Consider the following 18,527-nt stretch of genomic DNA (forward strand, 5'->3'; position numbering starts at 1 on the left):
CACCATGCCCCTAGTCCTGCACGTCGATTCCGATCGATGGCGTGATCACCTGCGTTCCACGTGGAACCCCGACATCGTTCCGGTCGCCAAGGGCAACGGGTACGGGTTCGGCAACCACCGGCTGCTCGCCGAGGCGCGGGCGCTGGGCGCCCGGACGGTCGCGGTCGGCACGTACTTCGAGGTCCCCGCGGATCCACGCGAGGACGTCGTGGTGCTGTCGCCGTGGCGGCCGTTCCTCGAGGTGCCGCAGAGCAGGAACGTGATCCACACCGTCAGCCGGCTGGCCGACCTGGTCTCGATCCCGGCCGGCAGCCGGGTGCTGATCGAGGTGATGACCTCGATGCGCCGCCACGGCATCGGGGCCCGGGAGCTGCGGCACACGATGCTGCTCAACGCCCTCGACCGGATCCGCTTCGAGGGCTGGTCGCTGCACTTCCCGATGGGCGCCGGCGGTACGTCGGCCAACCTGCGCGAGGCCCAGCAACTGGCGAAGGCGGCGCTCGACGTCCGCAAGGGCACGTTGTGGGTGTCGCACGTGCCGGCGCAGAAGCTGGCCGACATCGGTCCCGACGTGAAGCTCCGGATGGGCACCGGGCTGTGGCTCGGCGACCGCGGTGCGCTGACGGTCCGGGCGACCGTGCTCGACGTACATTCGGTCCGCCGGGGTGAGCGCGTCGGTTATCGGCAGCGCCGGGTCAGCGGCGACGGTCACATCCTGATCGTCTCCGGCGGTACGGCGCACGGCGTCGGGCTGGAGGCGCCGACCGCGGCGGCGAGCGTGCGGCAGCGGGCGATCGCGATGGCGAAGGGCAGCCTGGACGCGGCCGGGATGGCGTTGTCGCCGTTCAGCATCGAGGGCAAGCAGCGCTGGTTCGCCGAGCCGCCGCACATGCAGGCCAGCATGCTGTTCCTGCCGTCGTCGGTGGCTCCGCCGGCGGTCGGCGACGAGGTCGACCTCGACGTCCGGTACACGACCACGACGTTCGACAAGGTGTCGATGGACTGACGTTGTTGACTTCAGGTGCACCTGAAGTTGCAGCGTGAGTTCATGAGGTTTCTGGAGCGGATCGAGGAACGGCCCGGTGCGGCCGAGCTGCGCGCGGCGTCGTACCGGCTGCTGGGGCTGAAGCGCGGCGCGACCTGTGTCGATGTGGCCTGCGGTGCGGGGCATGCGGTCGCGGAGCTGACCCGCAAGGGCCTGAAGGTGACCGGGATCGACGCCGATCCGGACGCGATCGAGGCCGCGCAGGAGCGGGCGCCCGGGGCAATGTTTCACGTGGCACATTCCGACGACCTGCCACTCGAGGCCGGCTCGATGGACGGCTACCGCGCGATGCGCCTGTTCCACCTGCTCGAAGACCCGGTCCCGACCATCACCGAGGCACACCGCGTACTGCGTCCCGGCGGCCGGATCGTGCTCGGCGGCCAGGACTACGGCTTCGTGATGATCACCAGCTCAGACCAAGACCTGACCGATGTCATCCGCCTCGGGCTCGAGTCGCACACCGTGTCGCCGCGCGCGACGCGAACCCTCCGCGAGGTCCTCCTCGACGCCAAGTTCTGCGACGTCGAGGTCGTCGTACACACCGAGGTGATCACCGACCACAAACAGATGGCCCCGCAGCTGAAGGCGGCAGCTACCGCCGCCGTCGACCAGGCCCTGATTACCGAGGAAGACGCCGGCACCTGGCTGGCCGAACAGGCCGCCAGAGCCCGCCGCGGGCACTTCCTGGCCGCGATCCCGACAATCCTGATCGGCGCCCGCCGCTAGGTCCGCTGCTTCTTGACCGACTGACTCGCGGCCATGACAGCGCCGATCGACAGGACAGCAGCGAAGCCGATCATCGACGGGCGCAGGGCGAAGTGGCGGATGACCAGGCTGAAGGCGATCGACGGTAGGCCCATGCCGATGTACGCGATCACGAAGTACGTCGCGAGGACGCCCGCTCGCGAGGACGGCTCGGCGGCGACGACTGCGGTGACGACCGCACTCTTGAAGAGCAGGCCGGCTCCGCCGCCTGCGAGTCCTGCCGCGACCAGGACCAGCCACAACGCCGGTCGGTAGAGGGACAGCGCCGTCAAGGCCAGGCCGACCGGGAACATCACCGTGCCGATGAGCAACACCGTGGAGTGCGCGGCCCGGCGCAGCGCCAACTGCGTGACCGCGGACGCCGCGAAGCACACGAACGACGCCAGCCCGGCAACGAAGTACGACGTGATGCCCAACTGCCCGCGCACGATGATCGCCCCGAGCGACGAGAACAACCCCATCACCGCGAACGCGAAGAACCCCAGCGCCGCCGCCGACCGGAACGCACCCCGCTGACCCTCCCGGACGGCGAAGCGCGCCGGCCGATCCTGGTCCGCCCACTCGGTGTCGACCGTCTCCGGCGACGACAGCACCAACAGCAGCAGAACCACCATCAACCCACCGAAGATCAGGTACGACGTGCGCACCGGAGCCGGCGCCCATTGCGCCAGCGCACCCGCCACCAGCGGCCCGATCGCCAGCCCACCGAGGTTCGAGACGGTCGCGACCAGTGCCGGAAATGCCGACCCGGCGTCCGGACGGACCTCGCGATACAGATCGGTGAGGTACACCGTCGCGGTCGACGCCATCAGCCCGACCGCGACACCCGTCAGGATCCGCCCGATCAACAGGCCCGGCAGCTGCGGCCACGCGGCGAGCACCGCGGCCGAGGCGATCCCGGTCGCGAGCGCGGGCAGGATGATCCGGCGCCGGCCGAGCCGGTCGGACAGGTGGCCGAGCAGACGGAAGCTCGAGGCCGCGCCGATCACCATGACCGCGAAGGCGACGGTCACCGTGAACGCGCCGAAGTGGTCCGTGACCTGGTAGATCGGCCAGAGCGGTGTCGGCGCCGTGCCGAACGCCATCAGGGTCAGGAAAGCCGTGGCGACGAACCAGAATCCGGTCAGGTGCCGGTTCGTCGTACGCACGGCGGTAGTCGTACTCATCGGGCGAATGCCTCTCGTCGTGGGATCGTCCACTCGATCCCCAACGGGTGCGTCTCCGCCGGCGATACCAGCTCTGCGGGGACTACTTCAGATGCGTTCCATCTCTGTAGGAGATACTGTCGGTATGGAACTGCGGCATCTCCGGCATTTCGTCGCACTCGCCGAGGAGCGCAGCTTCACCACGGCGGCGGCCCGCGAGCACATCGTGCAGTCGGGCCTGTCCACCTCGATCCGGGCACTCGAGAAGGACGTCGGCGCACTGCTGTTCGTCCGCGGGACCAGACCGATCCGGCTGACGGCGGAGGGCGAGGCGCTCGTCCCATCTGCTCGCCGTACGTTGGAGGCAGCCGACCACGCGCGGCAGACGGTCCAGGAGGTGCACGGCGTACTGGCCGGGCAGCTGCGGATCGGCGCGCTACAGACCACCGGCCACACGCTTCCGTTCGCCACCTGGCTAGCGGAGTTCGCACTCGCACATCCGCGGGTGGAGATTTCCGTACAACAACTGGCCGCGTCGGAGATGGTCCGGCTGGTGGCCGACGGCGGTCTGGACTGCGCGCTGGTCGCGCTGCTCGACGGCGATCCCGCCGGGCTCGACGTCGTACCGCTCCTCGCCGAGCCGATCGTGCTGGCCTGCCCGGCCGATCACCCGCTGGCGCGTGAGACCGCGGTCGGTCTGGCGCAGTTGGCCGACGAACGGTTCGTCGAGGCGCCGCCCGCGTGGGCGATCCGGTCCGAGATCGATCGAGCGTTCGCGGAGGCCGGCCTGCACCGCCGCATCGCCTGCGTGGTGAACGAGTGGAGCATGGTCCTCGACCTCGTCGCGGCCGGTGTCGGAATCGCGCTCGTGCCGCAGGGTCTGGATTTCACACTGCACCCACGATCGACCGCGGCGCTCCGGCTGGTCCCCTTGAAAGGGACCAGCCTGGAACGCCGGGTCGATCTGGTGGTGCCGAGCGGGCACGCCGCCACGCCCGCGGCGCGACGGTTCACCGAGTTGGTGAGGTCGAAGCTCAGCGCTGCTTGAGGTGGCCCTTCCAGCGGACTGTGGGGAGGAGGGCTGCTGGGTCGACTCGGTCCTTGTTGGCGGAGACGATGTCGAACATCGACTCGATCAGGGTCTCCGAGAGCAGGTGCGGCTGGAGGCCGAGGCCGACCAGGCCCGTGTGCTTCACGTTGTAGTAGTGCTCCGCCTGCTCGACGCGCGGGTTCTCCAGGTGCTCGACCTGGACCGGGCCGGGGAAGCACTCCGCGACCAGGTCGGCGAGCTGGGACACCGAGTAGCTCTCGGTCATCTGGTTGAAGACCCGGAACTCGCCGGCGTCGGCCGGGTTCTCCACCGCGAGCCGGATGCACTCGACGGTGTCCCGGATGTCCAGGAAACCGCGCGTCTGACCGCCGGCGCCGTACACCGTCAGCGGCTCGCCGAGCACGGCCTGGATGCAGAACCGGTTCAGCACGGTGCCGAACACGGCGTCGTAGTCGAACCGGGTCGCCAGCCGCGCGTCCTGCACGGTCTGGTCGGTCTGCTGCCCGTACACCACGCCCTGGTTGAGATCGGTGACGCGCATCCCCCAGATCCGGCACCCGAACTCGAGGTTGTGCGAGTCGTGCACCTTGCTGAGGTGGTAGAACGAGCCGGGCTTCTTCGGGTAGAGCATCCGGTCCTTGCGCCCGTTGTGCTCGACCTCCAGCCAGCCTTCCTCGATGTCGATGTTCGGCGTGCCGTACTCGCCCATCGTGCCGAGCTTGACCAGGTGGATGTCCGGGTTGGTCTCGGCGATGGCGTACATCAGGTTGAGCGTGCCGACCACGTTGTTGTGCTGCGTGTACACAGCGTGTGCGCGGTCGATCATCGAGTACGGTGCGGCGCGCTGCTCGGCGAAGTGCACGATCGCGTCCGGCTCGAACTCGCTCAGTACCCGGTAGACGAAGTCGGCGTCGAGCAGATCACCGACGTACGTCGGCATGCGCTTGCCGGAGACCTCCTCCCAGGCTGCCGCCCGGGCCTCGAGGTCCTCGATCGGCACCAGGCTCTGGACGCCCAGCTCGCGGTCGTACCCGCGGCGGGCCATGTTGTCGAGAACGGCTGTGTCGTGGCCGCGGTCGGAGAGGTGCAGTGCAGTCGGCCACCCCAGATAGCCGTCACCGCCCAGGACGAGTACACGCACGGCTCGGCCGCCTTCCGTCGGGGAACGTCGTCACAGTCATTCCTATCCCGAGTACCCGCTCCAGTAACGTGACGGGAGTCATCTATTCGCTGGCAATCGGCTGAGAATCTCCACTGGAGTGCCCCCGGACGGTGCGGGGGTGCAGAATAGGCCCCGATGCGCGCTATCACCAAGACCGGACTCTCCCGCGGCCGATTGTTGCTGTGGGCGAGGTATTCGGCATCCTCCGTGGTCGCAACCGTGGTCAGCCAGTTGGCGTTCGCTCTGTGTTACTGGTTCGGTACTGCGGCGATCGTCGCGACCGTCGTCGCCTGGTTCGCCGGCGCTGTCCCGAACTACGTCCTGAACCGCCGCTACACCTGGGGCCGCAGCGGTCAGAAGTTGCCGTACACAATCATCGTGCTCGGCTCCGCGGTCACCGCCGCGGTGGTCACCTCGGTGACCGACCACCTGGTGCAACCGCTCGAATCACACGCTTGGAAGACGATCCTGGTCTCCGGCTCCTACCTCGCGACCTACGCGATCCTGTTCATCGTGAAGTTCGTGCTGTTCGACCGGCTGGTGTTCGCCAAGCCTGCGCCCGCCGCCGACCCCGCCGAAGTACGTACTCCCGTAGCCACGTCGTAGTCATCACCCGCCCGTAGTTGGCGCCGTACACCAGGCCCGGGCCCTTCTTGCTGGCTCCGTCGCCGCGCCGGCGCATCGTCATCGGCAGCTCGACCACGCGGGCGCCGATGGCCAGCGCACCGAGCAGCAACTCCGACGACTGGTACTGCGGTTCGCGCAGCGTCACCGCGGTCGCCAGCTCGGACCGCATCGCGCGGAACCCGAACGACGTGTCGGTCAGCTTGCGCCGGGTCAGGATCGACGCGAGCACCGCGAAGACCCGTACGCCGACCCAGCGCAGCCGGCTGTCCGCGTCCTCGGCTCCGAGCCGGCGCGACCCGGTGACGAAGTCGGCCCGGTCGGTCAGGATCGGCTCCAGCAGTACTTCGAGCTCGCTGTTGTCGTACTGCCCGTCCGCATCGGTCGTGACGACGTACTCCGCTCCGCCTGCGGCCGCGAGGTTGTACCCGAGCCGGAGCGCGGCGCCCTGACCACGGTTGCTCGGGGCAACACACACAAAAGCCCCATGCTCACGAGCGATCTCGGCAGTGTTATCCGTCGAGCCGTCCACTACGACGAGTACGTCGACAGGCAGGCCCGCGCAGGTCCTGGGCATGTTCGTAAGCACCTGGCCGATCCCGCCGGCCTCGTTGTACGCCGCGATGACTACGACGACCGGCGCGAACTCCTTCGTGCCAAAGTCCTTTACTGCAAGGGAATCGACGGTGTCGGGATAGTCCGCCATCGCAGGGCGAGCCTGATCCTTGCCCAGGACTGCACGTAGTCCGATGGCACCTGCTAGTGGGAAGAACACCAGACCGGGCAGTTGGTAGCGCCATGAGAACTCAAACGCCGCTGACCCCAGCAAGAGGATCACACCGGCCGCAACCGGCAACAGTGCGGCTGAGCGGAGACCGGACGTCTTTGCTCGCCCCAGCCCGGCCACTGCGGCCAGAGCGATCAAGGCATACAGACCGAGCAGCGTGCCGGACGTGTAGCCGCCGTGAAGTTGGTACGCGCGCAGGATGACCGCGGGCACGTGGGTGACGTGTGGCTCCGACCCACCCCATTTCACGGCAGCCTTGGCGGTATTGGGGTCGCTGAGGTTCGGATAGGTCAGCTGGAACTGCCAACGGCTCAGCGGTACGTCGTTGGGCGAGCTGGTCCGGATCGGCGCGAAACCCTTCCCGAAGTCCTTCAGCGCTGCCCAGGTCACGTCGAGCGGCTGGTGCCTGATCACGAGGTGCGCGAACTCGGTGGCGAGCTGGCGTTTCGTCGTACCGGGTGGGAGGGGGCCGGGCCAGTTCGGGTCGCCGTAGTGGTTGTGGGCGTACTTGTCCACGCCCAGGCGCTCACCGAGCGGCTCCTTGGGGCAGAACAGCCGGGTCCCCTCGTTGAGCGGCAGCTTGGCGCAGTTGGCGACCGTGGCGGTCCGCCCGTACAGGATCTGGTTCTCAGCGCCGGTGAAACCCCAGCGGCCGGTCTCACCGTGGTAGTAGCCGACGTACGCCGCGAAGACGACGCCGAATCCGGCTATAGCTGCCGCAGTACGCCGTACGACGTCTATGCGGCGTTTGCGCCAGCCATTGCCGACCACGATGAGGTAGAGCACCACGGCGATCAGCAGCACCATGCCGATAGCGCGGACCGAGAAGGCGGCGCCGATCAGTACGCCGACGACCGCTGCGCGCTTCCAGCCGGGCACGCGGCCGAGGAGCAGCCAGAGGATGGCCACGAGGATCACGTCGAAGGTGGTCTCGGCCATGATGTTCTGCTCGATTTGGACCTGGTAGGCGTCGAGCAGGATCGGTGCGGCGGCCACCGCGGCCAGCCAGCGGTACACGGTGAGTCTGCGGGCCAGCACGTAGATCGCTACGCCCAGGAGCAGTCCCACGAGGTGCTGGACGATCACTACGAAGGTCAGCCCACCGATCCAGACCAGTGGGCCGAGCACGAAGTCATAGCCGATGGGGTTGAGCTGGTCAGGGCTCAGCTTCCCCATGTTGGTCAGGTACTGCACCGAGTCGGTGTAGACGATCGCCGGCCGGTAGGCGATGGTCGCAAGCACCCGCAGTACAACACCCAGCGCGAGAAAGACGACCAGCAGCCAGTGGCGTCTCACTGTTGTTCGAAGTACTGCCACGTCCGTTCCAGGCCCTCTTCCAGCGTGACCGTCGGCTTGTAGCCAAGGTCATTGGCGATGTCTACAACAACAGCAGGCATCTCGCCCGCTGGTGCCTCGATGTGCTCTGCGGGCACCGGACGCCCGGTGACCTCGCGTACGGTCTCGATCATCTCCAGCACCGACACCGATCTCCCGGAACCGATGATCGCGCGCCCGTCGTACTTGCTGTCGAGCGCCAGCAGAATCCCGCTCACCACGTCGTCGATGAACACCAGGTCCCGCCGCTGCGCGCCGTCGCCGTACACCTTCACGCCGGTGCCGCTCAGCGCCGCCCGCATCATCCGCGGCACGAAGCTGTCCTTGTGCGACATCCCAGGCCCGTACACGTTCGTGAACCGCAGCGCCGCGGTCGCCAGGCCATAGCTCCCGGAGTACGCCGAGAGCAGCATCTCGCCCGCTGCCTTCGTCGCGCCGTACGGCGTCAGCGGCCGGAGCGGCAGGTCGGCGGTGATGGTCGACGTACCCACATCACCGACCACCGCGTTCGTCGAGGCCAGCACGAACCGGTCCACGCCGCTGCCCCGCGCCAACTCGAGCAGCACCTGCGTGATGGTGACGTTCTGCGCGAAGGTCTGCATCGGCGCATCCACCGACCGCAGCACCGACGTCAGCGCGGCCAGATGCACCACGGCCGTCGGACGCGTCTCGAACGCCGCGACGCAGGTCTCCTGCACCGCGAGATCGCCGGTCACCACGTGCACGCCTTCGTCCCACGACGGGTCCGGCGGCTCCCGATCCACCGCGGTCACGGGCACCCCGCGCTCCCGCAGCGCGGCCACCACGGCCCGCCCGATGAATCCGGCCGCCCCGGTGACCAGCACACGATCGTCCATGCCTACAACCATGGCTTCAACCTACCGCCGGGGTGTCGATCCACCACCATGCGTCGACAGTGCGCTACGAACTATTGACCGGGGGTTACGAAGCTGGGCAGGATCACCCCGGGCGCGGGCTGACAACCTTGTCATCGGGGCCGCGTACTCATACCGGTGGGCGGGGGCGTCCCGTGGTGCCGGCCGGTTGTGCAAGGAGCGTGTATGGATCTCCGCCGCCCACTGGGGCTCGTCGCGTCTCTCGGACTGATTGTGACAATGTCTACTTCCATGACGTCAGCTCATGCCGTCCCTCCGGCCACCGTGGCTGACCAGCCCGTGGTGAGCGGGTCCTCGTTCTTCACCTCCTTCGAGCCGGGCCAGCCGCAGCCGGGCTACACCGATGCCGTCGAGACCGGACCGGACGGGAAGCCCCGCACCGAGGGCGTGCGCGGCCCGACGCCGACGGGGATCGGCGGCAGTGAGATGGACAAGGTCACCACGGTGACCGCGAACGGCGAGAACACCGGTGGCGGCGAGATCGCCACCAACGCGGCCGACGGTGACAAGTTCACCAAGTGGCTGGTGTTCGAGCCGACCGGCTGGCTGGTCTACGAGACCTCGGCCCCGGTCGTGATCCGCAAGTACGCGCTGACCTCGGCGAACGACGCCGACGGTCGCGACCCGCAGAACTGGACCGTCTCCGGTTCGAACGACGGCGCCACCTGGACCACGCTGGACACGCAGACCGGTCAGAGCTTCGAGAACAGGTTCCAGACCAAGGAGTACAGCTTCTCCAACGAGACGGCGTACAAGTTCTTCAAGCTGGACGTCACGCTGAACCACGGCGAGGCCATCGTCCAGCTCGCCGACTGGTACCTCTCGAACGGCGCCCCGCTGCCGCCACCCGGACCGGTCGCCGAGTCGCAGCTGGACTCCGGCCCGACCAGTGCGTACAACGCCCGGGCCCGCGTCGGCTTCACCGGAGTCAAGTCCTTCCGGTACGCCGGACACCAGGACAGCACCGGCCGCGGCTACACGTGGAACAAGATCTCCGACGTCGACCTCAAGGTAGGCAAGGACACCCGCCTGTCGTACAAGATCTTCCCCGAGCACGTCGAGGGTGACCTCAGCTACCCGAGCACGTACGCCGCACTCGACCTCGCGTTCGACGACGGCACGTACCTGAGCGACCTGAAGGCCAAGGACAACCACGGATTCACGCTCAGCCCGCGCGGCCAGGGCGACTCCAAGGCGCTCTACACGAACCAGTGGAACAACGTCGAGGCCGACCTCGGCGCGGTCGCTGCCGGTAAGACGATCAAGCGGATCCTGGTCGGGTACGACAAGCCGTCCGGACCGGCCGACTTCCGCGGCTGGCTGGACGACATCCGGATCGCCGCCGCGATCAACCCGGACCGCGCGGCGCAGAAGACCGCGGCCAAGCACCCGTCGGACCTCGCGCTGACCACCCGCGGCACGAACGCGACCGGCGGCTTCTCGCGGGGCAACAACTTCCCGGCGACCGCCGTACCGCACGGCTTCAACTTCTGGACGCCGGTGACGAACGCCGGCTCGACGTCCTGGCTGTACGACTACGCCAAGGGCAACAACGAGGACAACAGGCCGACCATGCAGGCGTTGTCGATCAGCCACGAGCCCAGCCCGTGGATGGGTGACCGGCAGACCTTCCAGGTGATGCCGTCGACCGCCGACACCCCGACCGCGGACCGCAAGGCGCGGGCCTGGTCCTTCAGTCACGACAACGAGGTCGCCCGGCCGTACTACTACGGCGTCACGTTCGACAACGGCAACGCGGCCGAGATCGCGCCGACCGACCACGCGGCGATGCTGCGATTCAGCTTCCCGGCCGGCAAGGCGTCGCTGGTCTTCGACAACGTCAACAACAGCGGCGGTCTGACCCTCGACCCGGCGACCGGTGTGGTCACCGGGTTCACCGACATCAAGAGCGGTCTGTCCACCGGCGCCGGCCGCCTGTTCGTGTACGGCGTCGTGGACCAGAAGGTGCTTGCCTCGGGCAAGCTTGCGAACGGCGGCGGCGCGGATGTCGGCGGCTACTTCAGGTTCGACGCCAAGACCACCCAGGTGCAGTTGCGGATCGCGACCTCGCTGATCGGGACCGCGCAGGCGCGCAAGAACCTCGAGCTCGAGCTGCCGGCCGGATCGAAGTTCAACAAGGTCAAGGACGCCGCGCAGGCGCAGTGGGACAAGAAGCTCAGCACGATCGAGGTCGAGGGCGCCACAGCCGACCAGCTGACCACGCTGTACTCGAACCTCTACCGGCTGTTCCTCTACCCGAACAACGGCTCAGAGAACACCGGCACCGCGTCGAAGCCGGTCATCACCTACGCATCGCCGACGTCTCCGAAGGTCGGCGCCGACACCCCGACCACGACCGGTTCGAAGATCGTCGCGGGGCAGACGTTCGTGAACAACGGCTTCTGGGATACGTACCGGACCGTGTGGCCGGCGTACTCGCTGTTCTCCCAGGACGACGCGGCCGCGCTCGTGAACGGGTTCGTCCAGCAGTACAAGGACGGCGGCTGGATCTCACGCTGGTCCTCCCCCGGCTACGCGAACCTGATGGTCGGTACGTCGTCCGACGTCGCCTTCGCGGACGCGTACCTCAAGGGCATCAAGGGGATCGACGTCCAGGCGGCGTACGACGCTGCCGTGAAGAACGCGTCCGTCGTACCGCCGTCGCAGAACGTCGGTCGCAAGGGCATGGACCTGTCGACGTTCAACGGCTACACGGCCAACACCACCGGTGAAGGCTTCAGCTGGTCGATGGACGGCTACATCAACGACTTCGGCATCGCGAACATGTCGAAGTCCCTGTACGACAAGGCGAAGAAGAACGACCCGCGCAAGCAGGAGTACCTGGACAACTACAAGTACTTCCTGAACCGGGCCCGCAACTACGTCAACCTGTTCGACCCGACCGTCGGCTTCTTCCAGGGCAAGGGACCGGACGGCGTCTGGGGCAACTCGCCCAGCACGTTCGACCCGCAGGACTGGGGTCACGACTACACCGAGACGAACGCGTGGAACATGGCGTTCTCGGCGCCGCAGGACGGGGCCGGCCTGGCCGCGATCTACGGCGGCCGCGACGGGCTGGCGAAGAAGCTCGACGAGTTCTTCAGCACGCCCGAGGACGCGCTGCACACCGGCGGGTACGGCGGCACGATCCACGAGATGCTCGAGGCCCGCGACGTACGGATGGGTCAGTACGGGCACAGCAACCAGCCGTCGCACCACATCACCTACATGTACGACGTGGCGGGGCAGCCGTGGAAGACGCAGGAGAAGGTGCGCGAGGTGCTGTCCCGGCTGTACACCGGCTCGGAGATCGGGCAGGGGTACCCGGGTGACGAGGACAACGGCGAGATGTCGTCCTGGTACCTGTTCAGCTCGCTGGGCTTCTACCCGCTGCAGGTGGGCTCACCGACGTACGCGATCGGTTCGCCGCTGTTCACCAAGGCGACGGTCCGGCTGGCCGGCGGCAAGAAGCTGGTGATCAGCGCGCCGAAGAACAGCTCGAAGAACATCTACGTGAAGAGCGTTCGCGTGAACGGGAAGGCATGGACGTCGACGTCGCTGCCGCACGACCTGATCGCGAACGGCGGCAAGATCGAATTCGAGATGACCGACCAGCCGACCAAGTGGGGCACCGGCCGCAACGACGCACCGCCGTCGATCACCAAGCCCGGCGAGGACCCGATGACCTGGCACGACTCGACCTCCGACACCGGTGCGGTGATCGGTGCGGGTGGCGCTGATGTCTCCGCGTTGATCGACAACGACTCGAAGACGCAGGTCACGCTGACCGGCGCTCAGCCGACCGTCACGGTCGCCCTACCGCAGGGCCGTCCGGTCGGCATGTACACGCTGACCAGCGGCACCACCGGTACGGCGCCGTCCGCGTGGACGCTGGAGGGTTCGAACGACGGTACGACGTGGTCCACGGTGGATCGCCGCACTGGCGAGACGTTCGCGTGGGCGTCGTACACGAGGTCCTTCAGCATCGCCTCCCCGAAGGCGTACACGCAGTACCGCCTGGTGCTGACCCCGGCAGCGGGCGCTGACGGCGTCACACTCGCCGAGGTCGAGCTCCTCGGGACGCTGAAGGGCGTCGAGACCGGCACGCACCCGACCGACAAGCGTGTCGCCGAGTCGAAGCCGAGCCCGACCCCGTCGCAGTCCATCGACCGCAACTGGGGCTGATCCCGGACGCCGGCTCCTGTCACTTCTTGTAGTGGCAGGAGCCGGCGAACCTCAGCAGCGCGTTCATGTCCCAGGCCAGGTTCCACGCCTGGTTCGTGACCGTGACGAGGTGCTTGGTGGTGCCTTGCCGCAGGAACACCTGCTGGCGGCCGTACGGGCTGCCCGGTACGCCGGTCGTGACCACCTGCTGCTTGCCCGCGGGCACCTTGGGCAGCTTCGTCCAGGCCTCGCCGTACTTCGCCGGGGTGAGGCCGTCGCCGTCATCGACCATGTCTTCCGACCAGACGGCCAGCGTGTAGGTCGCGTCGTGGTACTGGCTCGGGTTTCTCAGCTTGGGGTCGTACAACACGACCTGCTTGCCGAAGCGCCTGACGACCCAGCCTTGGGGGATCAGGTCGCAGGTGAAGACGACGCCTGCGAAGGGCGTGCTGTTCGCCGCCAGTGGCACCGGGTCTGCCGGAATGACCGGCGGTTTCCGAGTGTCCTGCGGCACGGTCGTCCGGTAGTCCTTCCCCACCGACTTCACCACCTTCGGGGTCTTTGTGGCCTGGGCGGCCGGCTGCGGTGCGCCATTCGTCGTACCGGACGGGAGGACGGACCAGCCGACGCCGACGATGAGGGCCGTCGCGAGGGCGCCGGTGGCGATGCCGGTGATGCGGCGGCGGCGCAGTGCGCGCTGGCCGCGGGTCAGGTCGCCGGACACGTCGGCGTCGGTCACGGTGGGCTCGGGGCCTGCGGCCTCGTCGAGCAGTTCCTTCAGGTCGGTCATCGCAGGCTCTCCATGGTTTCGAGGGAATCGTGCAGGAGATCGCGCATCGTCGAGAGCGCTCGCGACGTCTGGGACTTCACTGTGCCTTCCGAGCAGCCCATCAGCTCGGCGGTGGTGTGAACGTCGAAGTCGCGGAAGTACCGCAGTACGACGACGGCGTGCTGGCGGCGCGGGAGTTTCGCGAGCGCACCCAGCACGGTCAACCGCTCGGCCGGGTCCTGGTCGGCGGGCGACGCAGCGTCGTACAGCTGCTCGGTGGCCGACTCCCGGCGGCGCCACATCCGCCGGCGCTCGTCGAGGAAGGCGTTCACCAGGATCCGGTCGGCGTACCGCGCCGCGCCGTCCTCCTTGCGGACCTTCGACCAGTGCACGTACAGCCTGGTCAGCGCGACCTGGACGAGGTCCTCGGCCCAGTGCGTGTCCCCCGCGGTGAGCAGCCGGGCGGTGCGCAGCATCCGGCCGCGATGCGCCGTCACGTACTCGAGGTACTCCGCGTCGCGATCGCTCACGATCGGCCCTCCCTTGTCCGGTGATCTCACCCTGGAACTACTGGGTGAGCCCGCGGAGAGGTTGCATCATGACGCGAGGGCGGCGGCTGGTGCCGTCGCCCTCGATGCGTCCATCCGGCGGAGCCTGCCCCTGAAAGGTTCCGCCGGAGACTCGGGTGTCGCTAAGTGTGATGAGGGGTGGCGGTCCCCGCCCGGACTGCCACCCCTTCATCCCTAACGACGCTCGAACCCTCCCGAGGGTTGCCTCACCGCAAAACAGTCCACATGTCGGACATCGTCAGGAACCAGACAAGATTCACGGCCACGATTCCGGCGGTGGCAACGACCGCGAACGCCCACCCGAGTCCGGCCCGCAGCGCCAGCACCGGCAGAGCCAGCGCGGTCGCCACACCGCCGAGTTGCACTGCGAACAGAGCGCCACCGGTCTCTGCCGCGCAGCTCACCGCCGTCGGCGGGCAGAGTGGGGCTCCGAACTGCCGCATCGTCGCGTACGCGACACCTGCCACCACACCGACGAAGGCCGCCTGCACCGTGACCCTGCCGATCGTCCGGCCATCCATGGAATCACGCTAAGGACGCACCGGGCGGAGCGCCTGAGCAGAACTACTCAGCCGGACCAGCGACCGGTGAAGAAGCCGGCCGCCCAGATCGCAGCCAGCGGTATGGCCACGGCCAGGTAGAGCCGGCCGATCCACGGTCTCCGTCGGGCCAGCACAGCGAGGCCGATCCACAGCGGCCACATGAGCAGGGTGGCGCGAGTCAGCGAGTAGATCCAGAACGACGTACAGAATGCGCCGACTGTTGCGGCGACCCAGGCGGCCTCACCCCAGGACCGGCGCCAGAACAGCCAGACCAGGAGCAGCAGCAGGACGAACAGCGCGACCAGCTCGGCGCGGAACATCCAGGTCCAGTCGCTGCGGTCCGCCGAGAAGTGGCCCTTGCTCGCGGCCTGGAACGTGTGCTCGAGCGAGACCCACGGCCAGGTGAACTCGCGCGCCCAGCCCTTCTCCTGCGCCTCCTGCCAGGCGAACCACGAGCCGTGGATCTGCTTCAGGTACGCCATGAACCCGAGCACCGGTACTGCGGGCAAGGCCAGCCAGGGCAGCGACAGCCAGTCCCGCTTCTTCGAGGTGATGAACTCGACTAGCAACGCGAAGATCAGGAAGATCCCGGACACGCGCACGGTCGACGCCAACGCGACGAAGACGGCCGCCCGCGCCCAGCGCCCCTGCCGCGCGGCCAGCCAGGCGGGGAAGGCGAACGCACAGAACAGCGCCTCCGTGTACCCCGCGGCGAGGAACACGCCGACCGGGGCGCAGTACCAGATCATCGCCGCGTTCGGCCCGATGCCCTTCAGCTCCGGGAACTCGTACTGCGCCAGCCGCGCCAGGTAAATGCCCGCGAACGCACTGGCGACCGCGGAGACCACGATGCCCGCTGCGACGTACCCGATGCCGGTGTAGCTGACCAGCCGGACCAGCACCGGGAAGCCCGGGAAGAACGCGGCCAGCGGTGCGCCGGACGGCTCCCCGTGGTTGTAGCCGAACTCGGCGACCGCCTTCAGGTGCCAGACGTCCCACTGCAGCCAGGCGTGCCAGACGTTCGGGTAGTCGTTGCCCCGGTTGAACAACAGCGGCGCCGAGACCGACAGCACGAACAGCGCGATCCGGCTGACCAGCCACCACCCGAGGACCTCGCGGCCCTGGGCCGACGGCATCCACCGCTGCCAGCCGACCCCGTCCACCCGGGCCCGCCGAGCCCGTCCCGGCTTGGGGTCACCGGCGGTCGTGCGCTCAAACACGCGCACACCACCACACACCACAGTCCGCCCGAGTCACGCCTCTATCGTCTCCCATGTCGGGACCTGGCTGACAAACGACGACGGCACCCGGTGGGGTGCCGTCGTCTGTAGCTATTGACCGCCGCCGGGTTTCTGCGGAGTCTTCGTCGGTTGAGTCGTCGTGCCGCCGGTCGGCAACGAGGGCCAAACCGGAGTGTTGGTCGGCTTGGTGGGCTTCGTCTTCGTCGGCGTGTTCGTCGGAGTGTTCGGCGGCGGCGTCGACGGAGGCGGAGTGCTCGGCGGTGGGGTGCTGGGGGGTGGCGTGCTCGGCGGCGGGGTACTCGGGGGCGGCGTGTACGTCGGGGTGGTCGTGTCCTTGACCTGGTCCGCGTCCGGGGCCACGAAGTCGGCGTTCGGCACACCGTCCAGGGCAGCCTTCATGAACGCCAGCCAGGTCTTCAGCGGCCAGTTGCCACCGAAGAACGCCGGGTCGTCGCTGTACGGGTCCAGGTCCGACTCACCGCTGTTTCCGGCTCGGTACAGCACAGAGCTCGACAACTGTGGCGTATATGCGCTCCACCACGAAGTCAGCGTCGCGGAGCCCTCCTTGCAGCCGTCGCACTTCTTGTTCTCGGCCCGGTCCTCCACAGCGACACCACCGGCGGTGCCGGTCTTGCCGGCGACCGGGCGGTCGAGATCCTTGGCGCCCGTTCCGGTGCCATCCGTGACTACCTTCTGCAGAACGTAGTTCACCATGTTCGCGATCTCCGGCCGGAATGCCTGCTTCTGCTGCTTCAGGACGCTCGCGTCCGACCACAGCACCTTGCCGTCCGGACCGCGCACTTCCTTGATCACGTGCAGCGGCGTGTACTTCCCTTCGGCCGCGAACGTCGCGTAGGCGTTCGCCATGTCGACGGGCGACGCGTACGCGTTCGGGCCGAGCACGGTCGACGGGTTCGACTTGTCGTTCTCCAGAGCCTTCGACGCCGGGATGCCGGCCGCCTCGGCCGCGGCCGTGACCTTCTCCGGACCGTTGTCCATCTTGTTGTCGACCAGGTCGTAGAAGGCGGTGTTGACCGACTCCTCCGTCGCCTTCAGGAGGGTGACGTCGCCGTAGTCGGTGCTGAGCTCGTTGCCGAACTTCTGGCCTTGGACCGTGATCGGGCTGTCGCCCTGGAAGATGTCGTAGATCGACTTCCCGTCCTCGAGCGCCGCGGCCAGCGCGAACGGCTTGAACGAAGAACCCGGCCGGGCCTTGGTCGTCGCCCAGTTGATCTGGCTCTTGAGGAAGTCCGGCCCGCCGTACATCGCCAGCAGCTGACCGGTGCCGGGCTGGACGGCGGCCATCCCGACATGCAGGCCGGCGTTCTTCTTCGGCAGCTCGTTCTTGGCCGCGATCAGCATCTTGTTCTGCTGCGTGTAGTTGAAGGTGGTCGTGACCTTCAGGCCGCCGCCGGTGATCGCGTCCTCGTCGAAACCGAGTCTGCCCAGCTCTTTGCGAGCCATGTCGAGCAGGAAGCCGTTCGGGCCCCCGTAGCGGCTGCTCTTCGTCTTCATGTTGAGCGCCGGCAGGCGGTTGGCGTACTGCTTCTCCAGGGCCGGGGAGATCGTGCCCATCTGCTGCATACCGTCGAGCACATAGCGGTAGCGTTCGATGATCCGCTGCTTCGTCCGCGGGTCCGGGTCAGTGACGTCGAACAGCGTCGGGTTGTTCAGCACGGTGGCGAGCAGAGCCGACTCCGGGACACTCAATGTGTTCGGGTCGGGCTTCTTGAAGTAGGCGTCACCCGCGGCGGAGATGCCGTACGCGCCCTCACCGAAGTACACCGTGTTCAGGTAGCCCTCGAGCGTCTTGCTCTTGTCCTGCTGCCGGCCCAACTTGGTCGCGATGAACAGTTCCTTGAGCTTGCGGCCGACCGTCCGCTCCTGGGTCAGGTACATGACCTTCACGTACTGCTGCGTGATCGTCGAACCACCCTGCAACTGCTGCCCGCGGGCGATGTTCACCCCGGCCCGGACCATGCCTTGCGGCGAGATGCCCGGGTTGGTCCAGAAGGTCCGGTCCTCGGCCGCGATCACCGAGTCCTGGACGCGCTTCGGAATCTGTGCCAACGGCACCGAGTGCCGATTCTGCTCGAAGAACGTGCCCAGACCGTTGCGCTGGTCGGCGTACGTCACCGTGGTCGTGTTGGTGGCGAACTCTTTGTTCGGGTCGGGGATCTTCGTCGTCTGGTACACGACGAAGAAGGTCGCGACCGCGCCGATGATGCCGAGGAACATGAGCGCGGCCAGCCAGCCGAGAACGCGGAGCGCCCAGTGCCTCTTCTGCCGACGGCGGGCCGGGGCGGCCTTCCTACGAGCTTCACTCACTCTGCAATCCTCGACGATCTGGCTGGAGTCATTGCCCCACAGACTACGGTGGGTGTGGTAACGCGCCCGAATCCGCTCCGGATGCTAGCAACCACCGTGCGTCC

At 67.7% G+C, this 18,527-nt stretch carries 14 protein-coding genes; 5 read left to right on the forward strand and 9 right to left on the reverse strand.

Going from position 1 to position 18,527, the window contains the following annotated elements; translation table 11 throughout:
- Positions 1 to 4: 4 nt before the first annotated feature.
- Both ACQPYH_RS44140 and ACQPYH_RS44145 read left to right on the forward strand, forming a co-directional pair.
- Positions 5 to 1,006, forward strand: a complete 1,002-nt coding sequence (locus ACQPYH_RS44140) for an alanine racemase (protein WP_432884562.1) — start codon at positions 5 to 7, stop codon at positions 1,004 to 1,006.
- A 42-nt stretch (positions 1,007 to 1,048) separates the two neighbouring features.
- Positions 1,049 to 1,771 carry a methyltransferase domain-containing protein gene (locus ACQPYH_RS44145; protein WP_432884565.1) on the forward strand — a complete coding sequence of 241 codons (723 nt, stop codon included), beginning with the start codon at positions 1,049 to 1,051 and terminating at the stop codon, positions 1,769 to 1,771.
- Here ACQPYH_RS44145 and ACQPYH_RS44150 read toward each other — a convergent pair.
- Positions 1,768 to 2,976: an MFS transporter gene (locus tag ACQPYH_RS44150; RefSeq protein WP_432884568.1), complete on the reverse strand. Its 1,209-nt coding sequence runs from the start codon at positions 2,974 to 2,976 to the stop codon at positions 1,768 to 1,770. The genes ACQPYH_RS44145 and ACQPYH_RS44150 overlap by 4 nt on opposite strands.
- Positions 2,977 to 3,100: 124 nt before the next feature.
- Here ACQPYH_RS44150 and ACQPYH_RS44155 point away from each other — a divergent pair, with 124 nt between their 5' ends.
- Positions 3,101 to 4,003, forward strand: a complete 903-nt coding sequence (locus ACQPYH_RS44155; protein ID WP_432884570.1) for a LysR family transcriptional regulator — start codon at positions 3,101 to 3,103, stop codon at positions 4,001 to 4,003.
- Here the strand turns inward: ACQPYH_RS44155 and ACQPYH_RS44160 are convergent.
- Positions 3,990 to 5,147 (reverse strand): NAD-dependent epimerase/dehydratase family protein, encoded by a 1,158-nt coding sequence (locus ACQPYH_RS44160; RefSeq protein WP_432884572.1) that lies wholly within the window; start codon positions 5,145 to 5,147, stop codon positions 3,990 to 3,992. The genes ACQPYH_RS44155 and ACQPYH_RS44160 overlap by 14 nt on opposite strands.
- A 156-nt stretch (positions 5,148 to 5,303) precedes the next feature.
- Here ACQPYH_RS44160 and ACQPYH_RS44165 point away from each other — a divergent pair, with 156 nt between their 5' ends.
- Positions 5,304 to 5,774 carry a GtrA family protein gene (locus ACQPYH_RS44165; protein WP_432884575.1) on the forward strand — a complete coding sequence of 157 codons (471 nt, stop codon included), beginning with the start codon at positions 5,304 to 5,306 and terminating at the stop codon, positions 5,772 to 5,774.
- Here ACQPYH_RS44165 and ACQPYH_RS44170 read toward each other — a convergent pair.
- Together ACQPYH_RS44170 and ACQPYH_RS44175 are read right to left on the reverse strand one after the other, a co-directional pair.
- A complete protein-coding gene (locus ACQPYH_RS44170; protein ID WP_432884577.1) occupies positions 5,677 to 7,875 on the reverse strand; it encodes a glycosyltransferase in 2,199 nt (732 codons plus the stop codon). The genes ACQPYH_RS44165 and ACQPYH_RS44170 overlap by 98 nt on opposite strands.
- The gene (locus ACQPYH_RS44175; RefSeq protein ID WP_432884580.1) at positions 7,872 to 8,771 is read right to left on the reverse strand and encodes an NAD-dependent epimerase/dehydratase family protein; all 900 of its coding nucleotides are present in this window, start codon (positions 8,769 to 8,771) and stop codon (positions 7,872 to 7,874) included. The genes ACQPYH_RS44170 and ACQPYH_RS44175 overlap by 4 nt, the downstream gene beginning before the upstream one ends.
- Before the next feature lie 270 nt (positions 8,772 to 9,041).
- Between ACQPYH_RS44175 and ACQPYH_RS44180 the strand changes: the two genes are divergently transcribed.
- Positions 9,042 to 12,995 carry a GH92 family glycosyl hydrolase gene (locus ACQPYH_RS44180; protein WP_432884583.1) on the forward strand — a complete coding sequence of 1,318 codons (3,954 nt, stop codon included), beginning with the start codon at positions 9,042 to 9,044 and terminating at the stop codon, positions 12,993 to 12,995.
- Between the two features lie 19 nt (positions 12,996 to 13,014).
- Here the strand turns inward: ACQPYH_RS44180 and ACQPYH_RS44185 are convergent, their stop codons facing one another.
- The 5 genes from ACQPYH_RS44185 to ACQPYH_RS44205 form a co-directional block, all read right to left on the reverse strand.
- Positions 13,015 to 13,764, reverse strand: coding sequence for a hypothetical protein (locus tag ACQPYH_RS44185; protein WP_432884586.1), 750 nt, complete (start codon positions 13,762 to 13,764; stop codon positions 13,015 to 13,017).
- Positions 13,761 to 14,273, reverse strand: coding sequence for a SigE family RNA polymerase sigma factor (locus tag ACQPYH_RS44190; RefSeq protein ID WP_432884589.1), 513 nt, complete (start codon positions 14,271 to 14,273; stop codon positions 13,761 to 13,763). Before ACQPYH_RS44190 ends, ACQPYH_RS44185 begins: the two co-directional genes overlap by 4 nt.
- A gap of 245 nt (positions 14,274 to 14,518) precedes the next feature.
- Entirely contained in the window at positions 14,519 to 14,833 is a 315-nt protein-coding gene (locus tag ACQPYH_RS44195) for a hypothetical protein (protein WP_432884592.1), read from the reverse strand.
- A gap of 47 nt (positions 14,834 to 14,880) precedes the next feature.
- The gene (locus ACQPYH_RS44200) at positions 14,881 to 16,074 is read right to left on the reverse strand and encodes a mannosyltransferase family protein (RefSeq protein WP_432884594.1); all 1,194 of its coding nucleotides are present in this window, start codon (positions 16,072 to 16,074) and stop codon (positions 14,881 to 14,883) included.
- 111 nt (positions 16,075 to 16,185) lie between these two features.
- Positions 16,186 to 18,423: a transglycosylase domain-containing protein gene (locus ACQPYH_RS44205; protein ID WP_432884597.1), complete on the reverse strand. Its 2,238-nt coding sequence runs from the start codon at positions 18,421 to 18,423 to the stop codon at positions 16,186 to 16,188.
- Between the last annotated feature and the right edge of the window lie 104 nt (positions 18,424 to 18,527).

Source organism: Kribbella sp. CA-245084, from assembly GCF_050942355.1.
Classification (GTDB): domain Bacteria; phylum Actinomycetota; class Actinomycetes; order Propionibacteriales; family Kribbellaceae; genus Kribbella.

Bases quoted from the DNA above. Each gene is read 5' to 3' on its own strand.
- ACQPYH_RS44195 (WP_432884592.1), bottom strand. From the start codon at position 14,833: ATGGATGGCCGGACGATCGGCAGGGTCACGGTGCAGGCGGCCTTCGTC.
- ACQPYH_RS44140 (WP_432884562.1), top strand. From the start codon at position 5: ATGCCCCTAGTCCTGCACGTCGATTCCGATCGATGGCGTGATCACCTG.
- ACQPYH_RS44155 (WP_432884570.1), top strand. From the start codon at position 3,101: ATGGAACTGCGGCATCTCCGGCATTTCGTCGCACTCGCCGAGGAGCGC.
- ACQPYH_RS44185 (WP_432884586.1), bottom strand. From the start codon at position 13,764: ATGACCGACCTGAAGGAACTGCTCGACGAGGCCGCAGGCCCCGAGCCC.
- ACQPYH_RS44175 (WP_432884580.1), bottom strand. From the start codon at position 8,771: ATGGACGATCGTGTGCTGGTCACCGGGGCGGCCGGATTCATCGGGCGG.
- ACQPYH_RS44150 (WP_432884568.1), bottom strand. From the start codon at position 2,976: ATGAGTACGACTACCGCCGTGCGTACGACGAACCGGCACCTGACCGGA.
- ACQPYH_RS44180 (WP_432884583.1), top strand. From the start codon at position 9,042: ATGACGTCAGCTCATGCCGTCCCTCCGGCCACCGTGGCTGACCAGCCC.
- ACQPYH_RS44145 (WP_432884565.1), top strand. From the start codon at position 1,049: ATGAGGTTTCTGGAGCGGATCGAGGAACGGCCCGGTGCGGCCGAGCTG.
- ACQPYH_RS44165 (WP_432884575.1), top strand. From the start codon at position 5,304: ATGCGCGCTATCACCAAGACCGGACTCTCCCGCGGCCGATTGTTGCTG.